The organism is Aerolutibacter ruishenii (assembly GCF_007830115.1).
Taxonomy (GTDB): Bacteria; Pseudomonadota; Gammaproteobacteria; order Xanthomonadales; family Xanthomonadaceae; genus Aerolutibacter; species Aerolutibacter ruishenii.
This window is the reverse complement of sequence record NZ_VLKP01000013.1, coordinates 1-21,417: the sequence shown is the minus strand read 5'-3', so window position 1 is coordinate 21,417 and position 21,417 is coordinate 1. Positions and strand designations below refer to the sequence as shown.

Genomic DNA, 21,417 nt, shown 5'->3' with positions numbered 1-21,417 from the left:
GCTCAACCTCCGCTCACCGGTGGCAGCACCGCCATCCGGCCATCGGCCGGCAGCACGTCCGCCTCGCGCAGCACCGTGGTCTCGCTGGCGAACGCCGAGCGCCGCAGCAGCGCCGGGTTGAAGTCCTGCCAATGCGTGCTGCCGTACTGCTCCAGCGCCTGCCGCAGGTCCGCCACGCGCGCGCCATCGGGCAGGTCGAGCAGCACCTGCGCGCCCGGATCGAAACTGCGGAACGCCCCGAACAGGCTCACCTGCACCCTCATGTCACCACCTCGCCGATGCATGGGGCCTCCAGGTGCCCCAGTCCATACACCTCCACCAGATCACCCGCCCCGGGGAAATCGGCTTCCTCCGGCACCACGATCCACGCATTCGCCGCCAGCAGGGGCAGGATCCGGAACGATTCCTGGCCCTGCAGCACGCGTGCCTGCATACGCCCGCCGCCATCCACTTCCACGCGCCCCTTCAGGTGGAAGCGCAGCGGTGCACGCTTGCGGTACGCCATGGCAAGCGGAACGCGCAGCGGCTGCTCCGGCGCCAGGCCGGTCATGGCGCGCAACGCCGGCTCGACGAAGAAGCGCAGGCCCACGGCGCTGGAGACCGGGTTGCCCGGCAGCCCGAAATACAACTGGCCGTCCGCCAGCCGCGCGAACAGCAGCGGCTTGCCCGGGCGGATGCGCACCTTGTGGAAGTGGATGGTCGCGCCGATGCCGCGCAGCGTGTCGGGAACGAAGTCGTAGCGCCCCATCGACACCGCGCCGGTGCTGAGCACCACGTCGGCACCGGCCGCCAGCGCGCGCTCCAGCGCCGCCAGATAGGCCGTCGGCTCGTCGCTGACCGTTTCGCGCAGCACCACATCGGCGCCCGCCGCCACCGCACGGGCCGCCAGGAACGGACCGTTGCTGTTGCGGATCTCGCCCGAGGCCAGCGGTCGTGTCGGGTCATCCACCAATTCACGCCCGGTGGTGATCACCGCCAATCGCGGACGCCGCGTCACTGCAACCGACGGCACACCCAGCGCCGCCAGCAGCATCAGGTGTTGGGGTGCCAGTCGCGTGCCCGCTTCCACCACGGTCGCGCCGTGCAGCACGTCCTCGCCGCGCAGGCGCACGTGCTGGCCGGCTTCCACGTCAGCCGCCAGGCGGATGCGCAGCGGACGGCCGTCGGCATCGCGCGCCAGCACCTCCACCTGCTCCACCGGCACCACCGCGTCCAGCCCTTCGGGCATGCGCGCGCCGGTCATGATCTCCCACGCGCCGCCAATCGCCTGTACGCGCTCATCGCCGGCCGCCTGCGCCCCGGCCACGTCGAACTCGCTGCCGGTGCGGAGCGTCGCCCCGCCCACGTGCAGCGCAAACCCGTCCATGGCCGAGTTGTCGAACGGTGGCAGGTGCTCGCCGCTTGCCACGGTCTCGGCCAGTACCTGACCCAGCGCCTGCTCCGGCGTGCAACGGTGCACGTCGAGCCGCGCGGTTTCGCGCTGGATGATGGCCAGTGCCTCGTCGTAACCAATCACGCGTGCGCCTCGCCATCGACCATGGCCAGCGCATGCGCCAGCAACGGGGCGAGGATGTCCATGCCCTGTTTTGCCGCGCGCGGGCTGCCGGGCAGCGCGAACACCAGCATGCGCCCCACCTGCACCACCTCGGCGCGGCTGAGCCACGCCAGCGGCGTGTGTCTCGCGCTCTCGCTGCGGAACATCTCGGCCAGCCCCTCCACGTGCCGGTCGGCGACCAGCCGCAGCGCTTCGGGGGTCACGTCGTGCGGCCCCAGGCCGGTGCCGCCGGTGCACAGGCAGATGCGCACGCCGTGCGCTGCCAGCGAACGCAAGTGTTCGGCCAGCGGATCGATCCCGTCGGGCAACACTTCGACGTGGTCCACGCGCGCGCCCAGGCGACGCAGGCCCTCCACCAGCACCGGACCGGAGCGGTCCTCGTACTCGCCGCGGCTGGCGCGGTCGCTGAGCGTGATCACCGCGCACGGCACGTCGTGCAGGCGCGCCATGTCGCGCGGGCGGTAGTGCTCGCGTTCGGCGTCGGTCATGCCGTCCGGGTGCAGCCACAGGCCGCTCTTGCCGCCTTCCTTGAACAGCAGGCGGATGGCGTCGATGCCCAGCGCCGGCTCCACCGGCTTGCTCAGGTCGTACAGGGTGAGCAGCGCGGCGTTGACGCCGGCCAGCGCCTCCATCTCCACGCCGGTGCGGGCCTCGGTCGCGCATTCGCAGTACACGCGGATGGCATGGCGTTCGGGCACCGGCTCGCAGCGCACGCGCACCAGCTCCAGCGGCAGCGGGTGGCACAGCGGCATCAGTGCCGACGCCATCTTCGCGCCTTGCAGGCCGGCCACTTCGGCCATCACCAGCGCATCGCCCTTGGGCAGGCGCCGCTCCACGATCAACGGGTAGGCCACCGGCCCCGCCTTCAGTTCACCCACCGCCACGGCGCGCCGCCGCGTGGGGCGCTTGTTGCGGATATCGGCCATGTAGAACGCAGCGCCACGGTCCGTCGTCATTGCCAGTTCAACCTCCAATCGATGCCAGGTGCGGGGTGATGCCCGTGTTCCCCTGGTGCAGGCCGTGACCGGCCGCCTTGAGTCCCAGTTGCGTGGCGATGCGCGCCACCAGTGCGTCGTGGTCCGCGTCGGACTGCAGCAACGGCCGCAGCGCGATGCCGAAGTCGCCGAACAGGCACAGCCGCAGGTCACCGCGCGCGGTGACGCGCAGGCGGTTGCAGCCGGCGCAGAAATCCTTGGAATACGGCGCTATGACGCCGATGCGCCCACGGTAATCCGGGTGGGTGTACTCACGGGCCGGCCCGGCATCGGCGGCACGCGGCCGCAGCGACCAGCCCGTCGCCAGCAATTGCTCCTCCAGGGCCTCGGCGCGCACGTGGTGGCGCTCGAAGTAGGCCGCGTTGTCGCCGGTGCGCATCAGCTCGATGAAGCGGATGGCGATGTCGCGCTCGCGCAGGTACTGGCACCACGCGGGCAACTCGTCGTCGTTGAGACCGCGCAACAGCACCGCATTGAGCTTGACCGAGTCGAAGCCCAGTCCCAGTGCCATCTCCACGCCTTCGGTGATCTCGGCAAACCGGTCATGACCGGTGATGGCCACGAAGCGTGCCGGGTCCAGGCTGTCCAGGCTCACGTTGAGCGCGGTCAGGCCCGCCTCGCGCCACGTGCGGATGTGGCGCGGCAGCAGGCAGCCGTTGGTGGTGATGGCGACCTTGCGGATGCCCGGCACGGCCGACACCGAAGCGATGATCGAAGGCAGGTCCTTGCGCAGGCTCGGCTCGCCGCCGGTCAGGCGCAGCTTGCTCATGCCCAGCGCGGCGAAACCGCGCACCAGGCGTTCGATCTCGTCCAGCGCGAGGAACTTGGACGGGCCGTCGGCGTGGTAACCATCGGGCAGGCAATAGCTGCACCGATAGTTGCAGGCCTCCGTCAATGAAAGACGCAGGTACGGGAACGCCCGCCCGAAGCCGTCTACGAGGGTCTGCATGTTGTGCTCCAGTCCGATACAGGGAAGCCGGCCCGTTTCCAGTCCGACCCGGTGGCCCCACCAGGGATGGGGTCACGGCCCGGTTGCCATATCCACGTGGACACAGGCGGCCGGGCTTGGAGATCTCACGGGGCGTAACCCCACTTGCCGCCTAGATTAGACCCAAAGCCGGGGGGCGCGCTTGATTGAAGTCAAGGTGGTTCAGGTTGCCACTACGGCGCGGAGCACGGGACGCGCAACCACCGTTGGGCCGTGGTAGCGTGCCGCCACCTACAACGCGACACCGCACCATGAGCCTTGCCAGTTTCCAGGATCTGCTTGACGCCGCCCACCGCCAGCCCGACCCGCAGCGACTGCTGTTCGTGTTCGCCCGTGTGGACCTGCCGGAGAACGCCACCGACGACCAGCGTCAGCGCCACGCGCAACGCGAAGGCGGAACGCTGTCCCCGAGCCTGTGCGTGGACAAGACCCCCGCCGAGGTGGCGAATTTCGAGGCGCTGGTGGTCGAGTCGGAAACCACCGGCCAGCCGTGGGACATCGTGTTCGTCGGCAGCATGGGCGGTCGCGCTGGCGTGGCGCCCAACAGCGACGAGGCCGCGCAACCGCTGCGGTTCATGGTGAACGCCATCAACAACGGCCGGGTGTCGGACTTCGCCGCCTTCGACCGCAATGGCGAGGTACTGCAGTTCGGCTGACCTGACCGATGGGATGACGCGAGGCTGCGCCATCAGCGCAGCATGGGCAACCCCAGGAAAAACACCATCAACACGGTGTTGATGGCCCAGGCCACGGTCAGCGCGCGGGCCAGGACGCCGTAACGCTGGTCCTTGGCGTGGGGAGCGGCCTGCCATACCGCCCAGACGATCCAAGCGGTATATGGCAGCAGGAACGCCAGCAGGCCAAGCGTGGCGCCCGGCGCCCCGCCGTGGGTCATCAGCCACAGCACCCCGATCCAGAGCAGGTTGCTGGGAATCACGCCATAAAGCCAGAACACCCTCCACAGCGGACTGTGGCCGTGCTCCGTGGAATGCGTCACGTGCGAAGCGTGCATGGCAACCCTCCAGGCAGTCGTCCATGTCGAGGATAGCACCGCTCCCAGCGGGTGCGGCCAAGTGCGCGCCACCCCCGCGGCCGCGTGGCTGTGCGACACTTCGCCGATGACACTCGTTCTCGTTTCCGTGTTGTTCTACCTGTTGGCGACCGGGCTGCTCGTCAATGGCATGCATAGCGACCGCCGGACCGCGCGCCACTGGGCCTGGGCGGCCGTCGTTGCTGTGCTGGCGCACGTCCTGGTGCACGCCGTCTCGTGGCGGGCCGACGGTGGTGCCGACATGCACTTCTATGCCGCACTGTCGCTGGTCGGGCTGGGCATGGCGCTGCTGACCACTCTGGTCGGCCTGGGCGGGCGGATGGCCGCGCTGGGCGTGGTCGTCTATCCGCTTGCGTCCACCATGCTGCTCCTGTTTGCAGCGCAGGGCCACGGCACGTCTGCGGCGGAAGCACTGGATTGGCGACTCCAGTTGCATGCCTGGCTGGCCTTGCTGGCGTATGCCACCCTGGCCGTGGCCGCGCTGCTGGCGATCATGTTGTGGCTGCAGGAACGCGCCCTGCGTCGCCGCGAGTTCCATCGCTGGTTGCGTGCGCTGCCTCCGCTGGTGGAACTGGAGACGCTGCTGTTCCGCACCATCAGCACCGGCTTCGTGCTGCTGACCGCCACACTGCTGACCGGCATCCTGTTCGTCGACAACCTGCTGGCCCAGCACCTGGTGCACAAGACCGTGCTGAGCGTGCTGTCGTGGCTGACCTTTGGCGCACTGTTGATCGGCCGCTGGCGCTATGGCTGGCGCGGTTCCACCGCCGTGCGCTGGACCCTGGTGGCGATGGTGTTGCTGGTACTCGCGTTCTTTGGTAGCAAGTTCGTGCTGGAGCTGGTGTTGCGTCGAGGGGTTTGACGACCCTTCACGCCCCTGCTGATCAGATGACACATCTGAACAGGCTTGCAGCGTCATTCGTCATGCACATGTATTTGCATTGACAAATATATACTTCGCACATATTGTGCCCGCATGAACCAACTTGGCAGCTGCAGCGGCTCCACCCTTGGCCTGCTGTTCCGGCAGGTCCGCGACGCCATGTGGGCGCAGATGGAGCGGGAGTTGGCCCAGGCCGGTCACGAACTCACGTTCAGCCAGTACGTGGCCCTGAACGAACTGGCCAACGGTCCCGCGGGCGTGACTGAACTGGCCCGCGTGGTCCAACTGCACCCCGGCGCCATGACCCGCCTGCTCGACCGGCTGGAAGAGCGCGGCATCGTCCGCCGCGTGGCCGACCCCGCGGACCGCCGCGCCTGGCGCATCCACATGACAGAGGCCGGCGAGTCGCTATGGACCGACGTCAGCCATTGCGGGCAGCGTGTGCGCGAACAGGCCACGCAAGGCATGAGCGACGCCGACCGTGAACGCCTCACCACCCTGCTCATCCAGGTCCGCGACAACCTCACCCCTTCGGGCTCCTGACCATGACCTCCCTCCCCCGCACCCGCCGCTGGACGGCGGCGGCTTTGCCGATGGCGCTGTTTGCCGCCCTCGCCACCGGTTGCGCCAGCACGCACGGCCTCGCGCCGTCGGGCGCCCCAGCCGATGCCGACGCGCTCTCCGCGCGCCTCACGCTGGGCGACGCCGTCAGCGACCAGGCCACCTTCCCGCGCCAGGACTGGTGGACGGCCCTCGGCGACCCGCAACTCGATGCGCTGATCAACGAAGCCCTGCGCGGCACGCCGTCGCTGGACGTGGCCGACGCCCGCATGCGCCAGGCGCAGGCCCAAGCCGGCCTGGCCGATGCCGCACGCAAGCCGTCGCTGTCGGCCAGCGCGCAGTACGCCGGCCTGCGGATACCGGAAACCCTCGCGCCCGAGCCGTTGGGCGGTGATTACACCGGCGTCGGCATCGTCGGCCTCAACTTCAAGCACAGCTTCGACCTGTGGGGCGGCCATCGCGCCAAGTGGGAGGCCGCCATCGGCCAGGCCCGTGCGGCGGAAGTCGATGCGCAGGCTGCGCGCCTGACCCTGTCGGCGCAGATTGGCAGTGCCTACGTCGGCCTTGCGCAGGCGTTCGACGCGCAGGACGTGGCGAAGGCCGAGCAGGCCCGCGCCCAGCATCTGCTGGCACTCGGCAAGCAACGCGTGGCGGCGGGTCTGGACAACCAGACGCAGGTGCGCGTGGCCGAGAGCGCCATCGCCACCGCACGGCAGCAGGAGGAGGCGGCCAGCCACCAGATCGAGACGCAGCGCCATGCCCTGGCCGCGCTGCTGGGACAGGGGCCGGACCGCGGCCTGTCCATCGCGCGCCCCACCCTGCTCAAGACGCCAGCGCCCGCCGTGCCGGCGCTGATGTCCAGCGAGCTGCTGGGCCATCGCCCGGATGTGGTCGCCGCGCGCTGGCGCGTGGACGCCGCACAACACGGCATCAAGGCCAGCAAGGCCGAGTTCTACCCCACCATCAACCTCAGCGCGATGGTCGGCCTGGCGGCCGGGAACCTCGGCGACCTGTTCTCCAGCAACGCGTTGCTGTTGCAGGGCGGCCCCGCCATCAGCCTGCCGATCTTCGACGGCGGTCGCCTGCGCAGCCAACTGGCACGCAGCGACGCCGACTACGACCTGGCGGTGGCGCAGTACAACGGCAGCCTGAGCACCGCGCTGCGCGAAGTGGCCGACGCGGTGGCCAGCGCCCGCTCGCTGGACGCGCAGATTGCCGACGTCACCGTCGCGCGCGATGCAGCGCAGCAGGCATGGACGCTGGCCGGTACCCGCTACCGCGCCGGCCTCGGCACCCAACTCGACGTGCTCGCCGCGCAGCGGCCGCTGCTGCAGGCCGACCAGCAACTGGCCGCGCTGCGCGCGCAACGCGCGCTTGCCGCCATCGAACTCAACCGCGCGCTCGGGGGCGGGCTGCCACTGACCGCGCCCGCCAGCGCCACCGACGCTACCGCCTCCGCATCCACCACCTCCGCCCCCTGACGCCGCCGCGTCCGCGCCCGGCATCCCAAGGCCCACGCCATGACCACCGAACTCAACCCCAACGTCAACGCGCCCGCCACGCCATCCAACGGCAAGCGCAACCGCGCCCTGCTGATCCTGCTCGCCTTCCTCGTGCTGGCTGCCCTCGCCTGGGCCGCGTGGTACCTGCTGGTCGCGCGCTGGCACGAAACCACCGATGACGCCTACGTGCAGGGAAATGTCGTCGCCATCACTCCGCAGACCACGGGTACCGTGATTGCCATCGGCGCGGACGACGGGATGAAGGTCATCGCCGGCCAGACGCTGGTGCAGCTGGACCCCAGCGACGCACAGGTCGCCTACGAGCAGGCCACCGCCAACCTGGCCAACACGGTGCGCCAGGTGCGCGGGTTGTACAGCGCGGTCGATGCCGGCCAGGCCGACCTGGCGGTGCGCCAGGTGGCGGTAACGAAGACGCGCGCAGACGTGGCGCGTCGCCAGGGCCTGGTCGCCAGCGGCGCCGTCTCGGCGGAGGAACTCGCACACGCCCGGGAGGAACTCGCAGCGGCCGAAGCCGCGCTGTCCGCCTCGCGTGGCCAGCTGTCGCGCAACCGCGCACTGGTCGATGCGACCACGCTGCAGAAACAGCCGCAAGTGCAGGCCGCCGTCGCGCAGCTTCGCCAGGCCTACCTCAACCTGCAACGCGCCGCGATCGTCGCGCCGGTGTCGGGCTACGTGGCCAAGCGCAACGTGCAGCTGGGCCAGCGCATCCAGCCGGGTGCCGCACTGATGACCATCATCCCGCTGGAACAGGTGTGGGTGGAGGCCAACTTCAAGGAGACCCAACTGGCCCACATGCGCATCGGCCAGCCGGTGGAAGTGCATGCCGACCTGTACGGCGACGACGTGGCCTTCGACGGCAAGCTGGTCAGCCTGGGCCTGGGCACCGGCAGCGCGTTCTCGCTGCTGCCGGCGCAGAATGCCAGCGGCAACTGGATCAAGATCGTGCAGCGCGTGCCGGTGCGCATCGAACTGGATCCGGCGCAGTTGGCCAAGCACCCGCTGCGCCTTGGGCTGAGCATGCACGTGGACGTCGGCATTCGTGACCAGAACGGCGCGGTGCTCGCCTCCGCGCCGCCGGCCGGTCCGGTGCTGGCGACCAAGGCCTACGAAAAGCAGTTGGCCGATGCCGATGCGCTGATCGAGGATGTTATCCGCCGCAACCTGCCCGGCGCGAAGCACGGCTGACCCCACCATGAGCGCGCAAGCCACCACGGCCGGCGACGGCACGGGCGCGGCCCCGACGGCCGCCGCCGGCCCGTTCCGCCCGGCCAGCCTCCCGTTGACGACGATGGGTCTTGCACTCGCGTCGTTCATGCAGGTACTCGACACCACGATCGCCAACGTCTCGCTGCCCACCATCTCCGGCAACCTCGGTGGCAGCAGCAGCCAGGCCACGTGGGTAATCACCTCGTTCGCGGTGAGCACCGCGATCGCGCTGCCGTTGACCGGTTTCCTCACCCGCCGCTTCGGCGAGCGCAAGCTGTTCATGTGGTCCACGTTGCTGTTCGTGATGGCCTCGCTGCTGTGCGGCCTGGCCAACAGCATGGGCCTGCTGGTGGCCGCGCGCGCGTTGCAGGGCTTCGTCGCCGGGCCGATGTACCCGGTCACGCAGGCGCTGCTGATCTCCATCTACCCGCCCAACAAGCGCGGGCAGGCGCTGGCGCTGCTGGCCATGGTCACCGTGGTCGCGCCCATCGCGGGCCCGATTCTGGGAGGCTGGATCACCGACAACTACAGCTGGGAATGGATCTTCTTCATCAACATCCCCATCGGCATCTTCTCCAGCGTGGTGGTCGGGCGGCAGCTCAAGGGCCGTCCGGAGCGGCTGGAAAAACCGAAGATGGATTACGTGGGCCTGGCCACGCTGGTGATCGGCGTGGGCGCCCTGCAGGTGCTTCTGGACCTGGGCAACGACGAAGACTGGTTCAACTCGCCCACCATCGTGGTGTTGGCCATTGTCGCCGCTATCGCGCTGGCGGTGTTCCTGATCTGGGAACTGACCGAGAAGGACCCGATCGTCAACCTGCGCCTGTTCCGCCATCGCAACTTCGCGGCGGGCACGCTGGCGCTGACGATCGCCTATTCGGCGTTCTTCGCGGTGGGCCTGCTGGTGCCGCTGTGGCTGCAGCGCAACCTGGGCTACACCGCGATCTGGGCCGGTTTCGCCAGCGCGCCTATCGGCATATTGCCGGTGCTGCTGACGCCGTTCGTGGGCCTGTACGCGGCGCGCTTCGACCTGCGCCTGGTGGCCAGCCTGGCGTTCGTCGTGCTGGCCGTCACCAGCTTCATCCGCGCCGGCTTCAACCTGGACGTGGACTTCAACCACGTGGCAATGGTGCAGCTGTGGCAGGGCCTGGGCGTGGCGCTGTTCTTCATGCCGGTGCTGACCATCCTGCTGTCGGACCTGGCGCCGCACGAGATCGCCGCGGGCTCGGGCCTGGCCACCTTCGTGCGCACGCTGGGCGGCAGCTTTGCCGCATCACTGACCACGTGGGCGTGGACGCAGCGCAGCACCATCCACCACGCACAACTGACCGAACACATCAGCGCCACCGACCCGGCCATGCAGCAGACCGTGGGCGCGCTGGGCCAGGGCGACTTGCAGCGCGGCGCGATGCTGCTGGACCGGATGATCGCGCAGCAGGCGTGGCAAATCGGCTTCAACGAGATCTTCCACGTGCTGGGCATCGCCTTCGTGGTGGTGATCGCGTTCGTGTGGCTGGCCAGGCCGCCGTTCACGGCCAAGATGGGGGGTACGGCGGCAGGTGGGCATTGATGAGTTGATTCCACTGCAGTGGGGCTTAGCATGGAGCGAGGCCCAACGTCCTTTCGCCATGCCCCGAACACCAGAACCAGCCACGCCCCCGCCCACCTCGCTTGATGCGCGCGGCGAACGGCGTGCGGAACTCATGCTGGAAGCGGCCGTTGCCGAATTCAGCGCCAAGGGCTGGCGCAACGCGCGACTGGGCGATATCGTCGCCCGCTCGGGCGGCTCCATGGCGACGCTCTATCGCGCTTTCGGCAACAAGCAGGGGCTGGCGCACGCGCTGATTTCGCGCGAGGCCGACCTGCTGGTCGCGGGCTTGCTACCGCTGGGCAACGACGCAACGCCCCCGGCGCGGGCACTGGCCGAGGCCGCGGACGGGGTGATCGACGTCCTGCTCAAGCCCGAGACGCTGCTGATCAACCGCATCGCCATCGCCGACGGGCGGGACGTGCCGGAAATCCGCGACATGTTCTTTGCCCAGACCGTGGCGCCGGCCCAGGACATCCTGTGCCGTTACCTGCAGCGCCAGCACGCCGCCGGACGCCTGCACGCACCCCACCCGGCGCACGCGGCCCGCATGTTCTTCATGGGCCTGGTCGGGGAAACGCTGATCCGCTGCATCAGCGGCATCGACGAGACCCCCGACCCCGACCGGACCCGCCAGGCCGCACACGCCGCGCTCGCCATCATGCTGGACGGTTTCCGCCTGCGGGAGCGTTGACGCGGCGCAACTTGACATTCCCCAAACGCCAGCTGAATCATCCGTAACAGTAATTACACTTTGCAGTGACGCATGGGGAGACGGGCATGCGAAACGCCCTGTTCTGGCTGTTGCTGATCGTCGTGGCCTTGGCCATTGGTGGCACCAGCGTACTGAAGACCGGCACTGCCCAGGCGCAGCAGCAGCTGCCGGCCACGCATTTTGGTGCCCCCGACTCCGGCCAGGCGCTCACCTCCGGGATGGTCACCGGCTTCAGCGGTGCGCGCGCGGCGCGCAACCCGCAAGCGCCCGACGCCCGGCCCGTGGGCCAGCAGGTCTGCACCGCCTGCCACGCCAAGGAGGCCGACAACTTTGCCCATTCCACCCATGCCCTGGGCATGGAAACCGCGCTCAAGCGCGATGGCTCCACCGCCACCTGCGAGGCCTGCCACGGCCCCGGGTCCACGCACGCCAGGAATCCGACCCAGCCGGGCCAGATCATCGCCTTCACCAAGAAGGGCGGCACGCCGGTTGAAACCCAGGCCGCCACCTGCATGGCCTGCCATTCGGGCGGCCCGCGCGACCACTGGCTCGGCTCCGTCCACCAGCGCAACGGGCTGTCGTGCAGCGATTGCCACAACCCCATGACCCAGGTGGCCGCCGAGGGGCTGACCGCCAAGCAATCGATCAACCAGACCTGCGCCACCTGCCACAACGACATCCGCCAGCAGTTCAACCGCCGCTCGCACATGCCGCTGCCCGAAGGCCAGATGGCCTGCGTGGACTGCCATAACCCGCACGGCACGTTGAACGCGTCGCTGGTCAAGACCGACACGGTCAACGAGACCTGCTACCAGTGCCATGCAGAGAAGCGCGGTCCCTTCCTGTTCGAGCATGCCCCGGTACGCGACAACTGCCTCAACTGCCACACCCCGCACGGCTCCAACCAGCACGCCTTGCTGGTCGCGCCGATGCCGATGCTGTGCCAGCAATGCCATTCGCACATGCGCCACCCGAACGACCTGATGACCACGCAGCAACTGGCGAGCGGCGCCGGCCCCAATGAACGGGCCATGGGCCGCGCCTGCATCAGTTGCCACGCGCAGATCCATGGGTCCAACAGTCCATCGGGGCCGCGTCTGCACCGCTGAAGGAGAATCCGTCATGTCCGGATGCCAGCGCACTATGTTGTTCCAGCGCAGCCTGCTGACCTTGGCGCTCGCCCCTTGCATCGCATGGGCGCAGGACAGCGGCAGCGGCGTCGACCTGCAGTTCGGCACACCGCTGGACCCCAACGGACAGAACGTCCACGGCTGCACGCCCTACGGCAGCAGCTGGCTGAACGACGAGCGCAAGCACACCCCCACGGGCGCCCTGTTCGCCTGCACGCCCGACTACCCGCCCTTCACCGGCACGGGCGCGTGGCGCCACCGCGGCACGCTGGGCCTGGGTTGGCTCGCGGTCAGCGGGGACGAAGACAACATGGCCTGGCGGCGCTTCTCCAACTTCGAGGACGGCGTGACCTTCAGCGCCAACCTGCGCTTCGAGCGGCCCGCCGACGGCCATTACGCCGAGGTGCGCAGCAGTTTCATCAATGACGACAGCTACTACCTGCGCACCGTCTTCGGGCAGGCCGGCAAGTACCGCGTCCAGGCTTTCGCGCGCGCGCAGAGCAATGTGACCAGCGGCAACGCCCGTTCCATCTGGAACGGCGTGGGCAGCCGCCATCTCACCCTCAAGCCGGGCCTGGCCCCGGCAGCCAGCACGACCGCGCAGGTGGCCGCGGTATCGGCCGCCAGTCCGGAACGGATGCTGAGCGTGGTGCGCGACAAGCAAGGCGTCGGCCTCCAGTACTACCTCAATCCCCGCTGGAGCTTCTTCGGCAACGCCAGCCATGAAAGCCGCAACGGCACGCGGCCGTTCGGCGGCGCGTTCTTCTTCTCCTCGCTGGGCGGCATCTACGAGACCCCGCGCCCCATCGACGACAGCACCATCAACGTCACTGGCGGCGCGCGTTTCAGCGGCAATGTCTGGCGGATGAGCTTCAGCTACTCGGGCTCGTTCTTCCGCAATACGTTCTCCAGCTTCGATTACGAAGTGCCGTTCAACGTCAGGTCGGTGGTGCCGGGCGTGACGACGCCGCTGATCACCAGTGGCGGGTTTGCCTACGAGCCCGAGAACGACTACCACAACCTGCGCGCCAGCTTTACCCGCAAGGTGTCCGGCGATGGCGAGTTCAGCCTTGCGCTGTCCGGCAGCCGTTCCCGGCAGAACGAAGCGCTCACCGCGCACAACGAGTGCCAGGGACAGCTGGGCATTCCGATCCCCGGCGGACTGATCGACTGCGCCAACTGGAACACCTCCGCCGCGCTATCCCGGCCCAACGCGGACCTGGCGATCAACTCGCACCTGCTTGATGCGAAGCTGGTGATGCAGCCCAGCGACAAGTTCACCTGGCGCGTCACCGCCCGCCACCAGCGCGACGATTACGACGGCACCTACCGCAGCTACAACCCGCTGACCAACCAATGGGGCTACATCGCGGAAAATGGCGCGCAGGGCAGCGCCGTTCCCTTCGAGATGGGCCTCTGGGACGACGGGCTGAACAGCCATGTCCTGACCCGCATCCGCAACCTGCCGCTGGACAAGCAGACGCAGCAATTCGTGCTCGGCGGCGACTGGCGGCTGGGCAACAAGAACAACGTCGGCGCCAGCTACACCTTCGACCGCGTGGAGCGCACCCACCGCGAGGTCGCCACCAGCCGCGACCACAGCGTCAAGCTGACGTGGAACAACCGCGCCATCGACTGGCTGACCCTGCGCGCCAACTACACCTGGCTGCATCGCACGGGCAGCGAGTACAACTACGACCCCTACGACTTCACTTTTTCCAGTTCATTGCCCGGCTACACTCCGCCGCCCGGCGGTACGGCTGCCCACACCGTGGCGCAACTGCGCAAGTACGACGTCGGCGGCCTGACCCGCAACAAGCTCAACGTGATGGCGATGTTCACGCTGCCGCACGACATGACCCTCAGCGCGCAGGTGCGCGGCGAAAGCAACGACTACGACGCCCAGCTCGGTCGCACCGGCTGGGACACCTACGGCACCAGCCTGCAATGGGAGTGGCAGCCGGGTTGGCGCACCGTGGCCAGCGCCTGGTACGGGCACGACCAGTCCGAGCTGGACAGCGCCAACGTCAACGACCTCGCCCTGACCCCCGACCCCAACCTGGGCGGCACCAGCTACCCCTTGGCCAACCGCTGGTGGATGAACGACCGCCAGCGCAATCACTACGCCGGCGCCAACCTCAGCCAGCGCATGGGCCGGGCCACGCTGACGGCCGACTGGAACTTCATCTACTCCCGCGGCGACACCCGCTACCGTTACGTCTCGCCCGGCGCATTAAGTGTGCCGGCCCAAGCCACCCCGGACCTGCGCGGTGAGTTTCCCACCATGAGCTGGCGGACCAATACCGTCACCCTCGGGATCACCTTCCCGGTCAACGAACGGCTCAACCTGCGCCTGTTCGATACCTGGCAGAAGGGAAGCCTGTTCGACTGGCACTACACCGGCTTCGAAAACGGACAGGTGATCGGCCGCATGGTCTACACCGACGGCGGCCCGGAAGACTATTCGGTCAACATGGTCGGCGTCACGATGGAGATGGAGCTGTGAAACCAACAGGCACGCTCTCCACGATTTTGTCGCTGGCCACCGGCAGTCTGCTGGTGCTGCTGGCGTATGCCCAGGTCCGCGCGCAGGACGCACCGCCGCCCGCACCACAGGACGGGGTACACGAATCGGCTGCGCCTCACGCCGCGGGGCCGCTGCTTGACCTCAGGCGCATCCAGCCGCTCCGGGGCGACGCAGCCGCGGGCAAGGCCAAATCCGCCTTGTGCTCGAACTGCCATGGTGAACAGGGCATCTCCATCGTGCCGATCTTCCCCAACCTGGCCGGACAGCGTGCCGAGTACATGTACTGGCAACTCGTCGAAAGCAAACTCGGCAACCTGCCGCCCAGCACGATGACACCCCTGGTGGCCGACCTGAGCGATGCGGACATGCGCGACCTCGCGGCGTACTACGCCAGCCTGCCGCCCAACCCACCGCTGCCGGCGGACCGTCCCGGCGATGAGACCGCTACACCGCCTGCGGCCGACGTATTGGCCCGTGGACAAGCGCTGTACCTGGAGGGTTCGCCCGAGGCGGGCATCCCGCCCTGCCAGGGCTGCCATGGCCGCGATGCCCTCGGCTTCCGCAACGCACTGCAGCCCAACCGCAGCGGCCACGTTCCGTACGCGACCTATCCCATCCTGCGCGGCCAGCAGCGCGACTACCTGCAGATCCGCCTGGGCCAGTACCAGGGCGACGAGTTCAACGACTCCACGCCCGACCTGGTCATGAGCGGCGTCGGCCATCGCCTGGACCCGGACAGCATCGCCGCGCTGTCATCCTACCTTTCCAGCCTCTATGGCAACTGAGCCGTCCCTCCCCCCACCAAGGAGTTTTCACATGTTCCGATACGCGCTTCCTGGCTGCCTGCTGCTGGGCGGGCTGGCCTTCGCACCCCAGGCCTTCGCCCAGTCCGGCTGCACTGCCACGATCGATGCCAACGACGCCATGCGCTACAACGTGGCAAGCCTGGACATCCCGCGCACCTGCCAGACCTTCACCGTCACGCTCAAGCACGTCGGCAAGATGCCCAAGGCCGCCATGGGCCACAACATCGTGATCGCCAAGAGCAGCGACATGGCCGGCATCGACGCCGACGGCATCAAGGCGGGCGTCGCCAACGACTATCTCAAGGCCAACGATGCCCGGGTCATCGCCCACAGCAAGCTGATCGGCGGCGGCGAATCGACCACCGTGAAGATCCCGGTCGCCAAGCTCGCCGCCGGCGGGCCCTACTCGTTCTTCTGCAGCTTCCCGGGGCACTCCACGCTGATGAAGGGCACGATCAACCTGCGTTGATCTGGGTACGCCCGCCGTTGGGTGCCAGCGCGAATCCGCCGCTGGCACCCATCGCCCCGACAGGAATCACTCCCTCGCGGCGTCCAACGCCTCGGCCAGACGCTCAACGGCAACGACCTGCATCTCACCGACGTGCCCGGACTTGGGCGCATTGGCCTTGGCCACGATGGCGCGCTTGAAGCCGTGCGTGGCCGCTTCCTTCAACCGCTCCTCACCGTTGGGCACCGGGCGGATCTCGCCGGACAGGCCCACCTCGCCGAAGGCAATCGTGCGCTCGGCCAGCGGCCGGTCGCGCAGCGACGACAGCACCGACAGCAACACCGGCAGGTCGGCCGCGGTTTCCTGCACGCGGATACCGCCGACGATGTTCACGAACACGTCCTGGTCGCCCACGCCCACCCCACCGTGGCGATGCAGCACCGCCAGCAGCATGGCCAGGCGGTTGCCCTCCATGCCCACCGCCACGCGACGCGGGTTGGACAGCGGCGAGGCATCCACCAGCGCCTGCACCTCCACCAGCAGCGGGCGCGTGCCCTCGCGGGTGACCATCACGCAGCTGCCCGGCTGCGGGCGCTCGCTTCCGGACAGGAAGATCGCCGACGGGTTGGGCACCTCGCGCAGGCCCTTGTCGCCCATCGCGAACACGCCCAGCTCGTTGACCGCGCCAAAGCGGTTCTTGAACGCACGCAGCACGCGGAAACGACTACCGCTCTCGCCCTCGAAATACAGCACCGCATCGACCATGTGCTCCAGCACACGCGGGCCGGCGATGCCGCCCTCCTTGGTGACGTGGCCCACCAGGAACACCGACGTGCCGGTCTCCTTGGCGTAACGCACCAGCCGCGCCGCGCTCTCGCGCACCTGGCTGACCGAACCGGGCGCCGCGCTCAGTTCCTCGGTCCACAGCGTCTGCACCGAGTCGGCCACGATCAGCCGCGGCCGCATCGTCGCCGCATGTTCGAGGATGCGTTCGATGCCGGTCTCGGCCAGCGCGTGCACGCCGTCCAGCGGCAGGCCCAGGCGCGCGCCGCGGCCAGCCACCTGCGCCAACGACTCCTCGCCGGTGACGTACAGCGCCGGCAGCTCGCCGGCCATCTTCACCACCGCCTGCAGCAGCAGCGTGGACTTGCCGATGCCGGGGTCGCCGCCGACCAGCACCACGGCGCCGTGCACCAGACCACCGCCCAGCACCCGGTCCAGTTCACCGATACCGGTACTGACCCGGCTTTCCTCGGAATGGCGCACGTCCTTGAGCGGAGTGATGGCCGGCGCGTCGGCCTTGCCGGCCCAGCTGCTGCGGCGCGAGGCCGCCACGCCGCCCTTCGCCACGCTGGCCGCCGGCTGCACCACGAACTCGCTCAGCGTGTTCCACGCCCCGCACTCGGCGCACTGGCCCTGCCACTTGGTGTGGTCGGCGCCGCATTCGGAGCAGACGTAGGCGGTGCGGGATCTGGACGTGGACTTGCTGGAGACGGACATGACGGTGTGGGTGGTTGGATACCGACACTGTAGCCGGTCGGTGTCGCGCGGGACGAGACGACATGCCGCTGCCCGTCCCACGTTACCCGCATCGCCGCGTGCGGCCGTTGGTCTCCATCGGCTGGCGTGACCTGCATGGAAGGACCAAGATGGTGCTGGATGGGCAGCCGGCATGCGTGGACGACGACACTTCCTGCAGCTTTCAACCGGACTGGGTTGCGGCATCGCAACGGCCGGGCCTGTCGCCTCACTGCTGGCGGCAGCCGCCGCACCGGCACCGGAGAGCACTCCCATGCCACATGCAATCCGCTTGTTCCTGTGCGGCGATGTCATGTTGGGGCGCGGCATCGACCAGATCCTGCCGCACCCCTCGGATCCGGCCCTCCATGAAACCTACGTCCGCGATGCACGCAGGTACGTGGCGCTGGCCGAGCGGCAGAGCGGTGAAATTCCCCGCCCTGCCACGTACGCGTATGTCTGGGGCGAGGCGCTGGCGGAACTGGAGCGGCAACGGCCCGATGTGCGCATCGTCAACCTGGAAACCGCCATCACCCTCAGCAACCGGCACTGGCCCAAGGGCATCCACTACCGCATGCATCCCCGCAACCTGCCCTGCCTGTCAGCCGCAGGCATCGATTGTTGCGTGCTCGCCAACAACCACGTACTGGATTGGGGTCGCACTGGCCTGCGCGATACCATCACGAGCTTGCATGGCGCACGCATGGCGAGCACCGGGGCGGGCGACGACGTGGCCGCGGCGCAGGCACCGGCGATCCTGCCGCTGGGCAATGGCGCGCGCATGCTGGTATTCGCCGCCGCGACCGGCGACTCGGGGGTGCCGCCATCGTGGGCCGCCCAATCAACCCGCGCCGGCGTGCATCGCCTTCCGGACCTTTCATCCCGGACCGTGGGGCGGCTCGCTGCCCTCGTCCAGCGATACCGGCAGGACGGCGATTGCGTGGTGTTCTCGATGCACTGGGGAGGCAACTGGGACTACTCCGTCCCACAAGATCAACGCGAATTTGCCCATGCCTTGATCGACGAAGCAGGCGTGGACGTGATCCACGGCCACTCCTCCCACCACGTCAAAGCCATCGAGGTGCATCGCGATCGACTGATCCTGCACGGCTGCGGCGACCTGCTCAACGATTACGAGGGCATCGAGGGCCACGACGCGTACCGCGGCGAACTCGGACTGCTGTATTTCCCCACGCTGGCGCGAGGCAGCGGCCGTCTGCTGGAACTGGCCATGGTGCCGACCCGTATCCGTCGGCTGCGGATCAACCAAGCCGGGGACCGGGATCGCATCTGGCTGAGAGACCGCCTGCGCCGAGAGTGCCGTCCGTTCGGATGCGACGTGGATCTGGGGCCGGACGGCCGGTTTGGGCTGCGCTGGCAATAGGCGCCATCGAACGCGCAGCCGTCAGGCCCAAAACGACAAAGTCCCGCCGGAGCGGGACTTTGAAGATGGTGCCGGAAATAGGAATCGAACCTACGACCTACGCATTACGAATCGCTGCGTGCGCTTAGTGCCATGATTTGAAATCAGACGGCCCGGGGCCGCTTACACCGAGGGAAATCCACGACTTAATGAGGCTTCAGGGGCAGTTACGGCGCGTCTGAACACGGCAACTTGTGGCGCAAAAGCGTGTTCGCGTCGTGGCCCCGCCACCCACGGAGCCAGCATGAAGTCGAAGATCACCCAGTCCCTCGTCGAGAGGGCTCCCCGCCCCGAGCCCAGCAAGTCGGTCCTGTACGCCGACACAGAGATGAGGGGGTTCTACCTCATCGTCACCGCCACCAAGCGCAGCTTCTACGTGCAATCCCTCGTCAACGGCCGTCAAGTCAGGACGAAGCTGGGCGACCACCCGGCGATGGACGCTAAGCAGGCCCGCGACGCCGCCAGGCAAACGCTGGTCGGAATGCGCGGCGGGGTCAACCCGAACGAGGAGCGCCGCCGGGCGCGTGCCCGAGGGATCACCCTGCGCGAGGCGCTCGACCTCCACCTAGCGGCCAAGCCGCTGTCACCGCGGACCAAGGGCGACTACCGCTACAACTGCGAGCAATACCTATCTGACTGGCTCGACCGGCCGCTGGCCGAGCTCGGCGCGGACCGCTCGGGCGTGCGCGACAGGCACCGCAGGATCACCGAGCGGCACGGTGCGCCCTCGGCGGACAACGCCTTCCGCATCTTCAGGGCCGTGTACAACCGGGGCCTGCGGGAGCACCCCGACCTGCCGCCGAACCCCTGCGGGAACGTGGACTACCACGGGCTGCGGCGCCGCAAGGTGGACGCCCCGACGGACAGGCTCAAGGCGTGGGGCAAGGCGGTGCTCGGCCTCCACCCGGTGCGGCGGGACCTGCACCTATTCATGGTGCTCACCGGCATGCGGCGCACGTCGGCCTGCGAGGCGCGGGCCTCGGACCTAGACCTCGCTTCCGGGCGCCTGCACGTGCCCAAGCCCAAGGGCGGATCGACCCGCGCGTTCGACCTGCCGCTGTCCGGGCCGCTCGCCGACCTGCTCGGCCACCGCGTCGAGGAGAACCCGCGCCTGCACCGCAAGAGCCCGTGGCTGTTCCCCGCCGACTCGAAGTCGGGCCACGTCGCCGAGGTCGCGCAGCACGAGCTGGACGGACTGACGGGGCACGCCCTGCGGCACACGTTCGCCACGCTCGCCGTGCAGGCGGGAGTCCCGCTGCTTGAGCTGAAGTATCTGCTCAACCACGCGGCGAGCAACGTCACGATGGGCTACATCCACGTCGGGCCCGAGCACCTGCGCAAGCACCAGGAGGCGGCGTCGCGCTACATCCTCGAACAGCTCGGCCTCGCGTGGACGGAGGGCGAGTGGCCCCCTCGCCTCGCAAGCACGCGCGCTGGTGCGCTGTAAATAAACGTTCCTCGGAAATGTCGGGAAGGCGGCAGTTCCAGCATTCGTTTACATACGGCGTCGAAAAGTGTGCTTAGCATTCCTCACCAGCTGGTCGCCCGATCAGTGACAACCAACTGGGAAAAATGCACATGAGCCAGAACCGAAACATCGAAACGAACACCAAGGCCGTGGCTGGTATCTATGAGTTCGCTCGCTACCAATTGTTTGCGGTCGCGATCGATCTTGCGCCGTCGGAAACCGGCGGCTCCACGGAGCGCCTCGTCTCGGCCTGGAAGCTGATGCCGACGAGTATCCTCAGTGACAGAGACCATGACAACGACGAGGGCTGGGTACTCCTCGAGGCGGTGAAGAAGGACCTCGACGAGGCGACTGCCCTGCGCGGGTTCGGCGCGGACGTACTCGACTGCCACGCGGAGTACGACTGGTACCGTTACTACATCGATTTGGCGGACGTCTACGGCGCAGAGGACTGGCCGACCGCCGCGCTGACTGACTACCTGCGCGGATTCGAGGGCATGCACGAACTCCATGCACGCGTCACGGCTGCCCTCGTATGGGAGAAGGCGAAGCACCTCTACAACGCCCAGAAGGCAGATGACGCCAAAGCTCAAGTCCCCGTCATGACGCCTGAGGAAGCGGCCGCCTGATCCGCAGTCGGCGCGCCACGCACCACAAGGCGATGAAAAGAAAGGTTCTTCTCCCAACTGAGGGAGTGGCACACGGCCGACCCGGCTAATTTGTGGTTGTCGAGACTACAAACTGGGGTCGGCCGTGGCCGAAGAGGATTGTATGGCCCAGCTGGGTGGCTGGGTGGGGTATGGGGTGTCGCGATGGCGGCATGAGCAGCGTGGCCAGCAGCGTTGGCTGGTCGTGGAACTGGCTCCGCTGGACGGCGTGGTGCGCCATTGCTCGGGCTGTGGCGAGTCGGCGGCCACGATCCATGACCGCAGCGTACGTCGGATCCGTGATCTGCCGGTTTTCAACGATTCGGTGGAGCTGTGGGTGCCGCGGCTGCGGCTGGCGTGTACGAGCTGCGGACCCCGCCTGGAG

The 21,417-nt window shown here is 68.3% G+C and carries 21 protein-coding genes and 1 riboswitch; of the genes, 15 read left to right on the top strand and 6 right to left on the bottom strand.

Annotated elements, in window-relative coordinates; genetic code table 11:
• Positions 1-2 precede the first annotated feature (2 nt).
• The 4 genes from IP93_RS13650 to moaA form a co-directional block, all read right to left on the bottom strand.
• Positions 3-263, bottom strand: coding sequence for a MoaD/ThiS family protein (locus tag IP93_RS13650; RefSeq protein ID WP_144816621.1), 261 nt, complete (start codon positions 261-263; stop codon positions 3-5).
• Entirely contained in the window at positions 260-1,516 is a 1,257-nt protein-coding gene (locus tag IP93_RS13645; protein WP_144816619.1) for a molybdopterin molybdotransferase MoeA, read from the bottom strand. Before IP93_RS13645 ends, IP93_RS13650 begins: the two co-directional genes overlap by 4 nt.
• Complete coding sequence (moaCB, locus tag IP93_RS13640) at positions 1,513-2,511, bottom strand: bifunctional molybdenum cofactor biosynthesis protein MoaC/MoaB (RefSeq protein ID WP_144816617.1); 999 nt, start codon at positions 2,509-2,511, stop codon at positions 1,513-1,515. The genes IP93_RS13645 and moaCB overlap by 4 nt, the downstream gene beginning before the upstream one ends.
• Positions 2,512-2,518: 7 nt before the next feature.
• Positions 2,519-3,499: a GTP 3',8-cyclase MoaA gene (moaA, locus tag IP93_RS13635; RefSeq protein WP_144816615.1), complete on the bottom strand. Its 981-nt coding sequence runs from the start codon at positions 3,497-3,499 to the stop codon at positions 2,519-2,521.
• Positions 3,490-3,633: riboswitch (molybdenum cofactor riboswitch) on the bottom strand. Its footprint overlaps the gene before it by 10 nt.
• 156 nt (positions 3,634-3,789) lie before the next feature.
• On the opposite strand from moaA, the gene IP93_RS13630 reads away from it, so the two are divergent.
• Positions 3,790-4,194 carry a ribonucleotide reductase subunit alpha gene (locus IP93_RS13630; protein WP_144816613.1) on the top strand — a complete coding sequence of 135 codons (405 nt, stop codon included), beginning with the start codon at positions 3,790-3,792 and terminating at the stop codon, positions 4,192-4,194.
• Between the two features lie 32 nt (positions 4,195-4,226).
• Here IP93_RS13630 and IP93_RS13625 read toward each other — a convergent pair whose 3' ends face one another.
• Entirely contained in the window at positions 4,227-4,550 is a 324-nt protein-coding gene (locus IP93_RS13625; protein ID WP_144816612.1) for a hypothetical protein, read from the bottom strand.
• Positions 4,551-4,656: 106 nt separating this feature from the next.
• Here IP93_RS13625 and IP93_RS13620 point away from each other — a divergent pair, with 106 nt between their 5' ends.
• The 10 genes from IP93_RS13620 to azu all read left to right on the top strand — a co-directional run bounded on the left by IP93_RS13620 (position 4,657) and on the right by azu (position 15,997).
• Positions 4,657-5,451, top strand: coding sequence for a cytochrome C assembly family protein (locus IP93_RS13620; RefSeq protein WP_144816610.1), 795 nt, complete (start codon positions 4,657-4,659; stop codon positions 5,449-5,451).
• Between the two features lie 114 nt (positions 5,452-5,565).
• Positions 5,566-6,015: a MarR family winged helix-turn-helix transcriptional regulator gene (locus tag IP93_RS13615; protein ID WP_144816608.1), complete on the top strand. Its 450-nt coding sequence runs from the start codon at positions 5,566-5,568 to the stop codon at positions 6,013-6,015.
• Positions 6,016-6,017: 2 nt separating this feature from the next.
• Complete coding sequence (locus tag IP93_RS13610) at positions 6,018-7,514, top strand: efflux transporter outer membrane subunit (RefSeq protein ID WP_144816607.1); 1,497 nt, start codon at positions 6,018-6,020, stop codon at positions 7,512-7,514.
• A 39-nt stretch (positions 7,515-7,553) separates the two neighbouring features.
• Positions 7,554-8,741 carry an HlyD/EmrA/EmrK family protein gene (locus IP93_RS13605; protein ID WP_144816605.1) on the top strand — a complete coding sequence of 396 codons (1,188 nt, stop codon included), beginning with the start codon at positions 7,554-7,556 and terminating at the stop codon, positions 8,739-8,741.
• A 7-nt stretch (positions 8,742-8,748) separates the two neighbouring features.
• Complete coding sequence (locus IP93_RS13600; RefSeq protein ID WP_144816604.1) at positions 8,749-10,332, top strand: DHA2 family efflux MFS transporter permease subunit; 1,584 nt, start codon at positions 8,749-8,751, stop codon at positions 10,330-10,332.
• A 58-nt stretch (positions 10,333-10,390) separates the two neighbouring features.
• Positions 10,391-11,044, top strand: coding sequence for a TetR/AcrR family transcriptional regulator (locus IP93_RS13595; RefSeq protein ID WP_144816601.1), 654 nt, complete (start codon positions 10,391-10,393; stop codon positions 11,042-11,044).
• A gap of 86 nt (positions 11,045-11,130) precedes the next feature.
• The gene (locus IP93_RS13590; protein WP_144816599.1) at positions 11,131-12,174 is read left to right on the top strand and encodes a DmsE family decaheme c-type cytochrome; all 1,044 of its coding nucleotides are present in this window, start codon (positions 11,131-11,133) and stop codon (positions 12,172-12,174) included.
• A gap of 13 nt (positions 12,175-12,187) precedes the next feature.
• On the top strand, positions 12,188-14,701 hold the full coding sequence (locus IP93_RS13585; RefSeq protein WP_158636353.1) for an MtrB/PioB family outer membrane beta-barrel protein: 2,514 nt from the start codon (positions 12,188-12,190) through the stop codon (positions 14,699-14,701).
• Positions 14,698-15,507: a c-type cytochrome gene (locus IP93_RS13580; protein ID WP_158636352.1), complete on the top strand. Its 810-nt coding sequence runs from the start codon at positions 14,698-14,700 to the stop codon at positions 15,505-15,507. Before IP93_RS13585 ends, IP93_RS13580 begins: the two co-directional genes overlap by 4 nt.
• A gap of 31 nt (positions 15,508-15,538) precedes the next feature.
• The gene (gene azu, locus IP93_RS13575) at positions 15,539-15,997 is read left to right on the top strand and encodes an azurin (RefSeq protein WP_144816594.1); all 459 of its coding nucleotides are present in this window, start codon (positions 15,539-15,541) and stop codon (positions 15,995-15,997) included.
• A gap of 66 nt (positions 15,998-16,063) precedes the next feature.
• Here azu and radA read toward each other — a convergent pair whose 3' ends face one another.
• Entirely contained in the window at positions 16,064-17,476 is a 1,413-nt protein-coding gene (gene radA / locus IP93_RS13570) for a DNA repair protein RadA (protein ID WP_144816592.1), read from the bottom strand.
• A gap of 172 nt (positions 17,477-17,648) precedes the next feature.
• Here radA and IP93_RS13565 point away from each other — a divergent pair, with 172 nt between their 5' ends.
• The 4 genes from IP93_RS13565 to IP93_RS15990 form a co-directional block, all read left to right on the top strand.
• Positions 17,649-18,878 carry a CapA family protein gene (locus tag IP93_RS13565; RefSeq protein ID WP_338419422.1) on the top strand — a complete coding sequence of 410 codons (1,230 nt, stop codon included), beginning with the start codon at positions 17,649-17,651 and terminating at the stop codon, positions 18,876-18,878.
• A 283-nt stretch (positions 18,879-19,161) separates the two neighbouring features.
• Positions 19,162-20,364, top strand: coding sequence for an integrase family protein (locus IP93_RS13560; protein ID WP_144816589.1), 1,203 nt, complete (start codon positions 19,162-19,164; stop codon positions 20,362-20,364).
• 131 nt (positions 20,365-20,495) lie between these two features.
• Complete coding sequence (locus tag IP93_RS13555) at positions 20,496-21,014, top strand: hypothetical protein (protein ID WP_144816587.1); 519 nt, start codon at positions 20,496-20,498, stop codon at positions 21,012-21,014.
• Positions 21,015-21,156: 142 nt separating this feature from the next.
• A partial coding sequence (locus IP93_RS15990; protein WP_144816585.1) for a transposase family protein occupies positions 21,157-21,417 on the top strand: 261 nt, incomplete at its 3' end.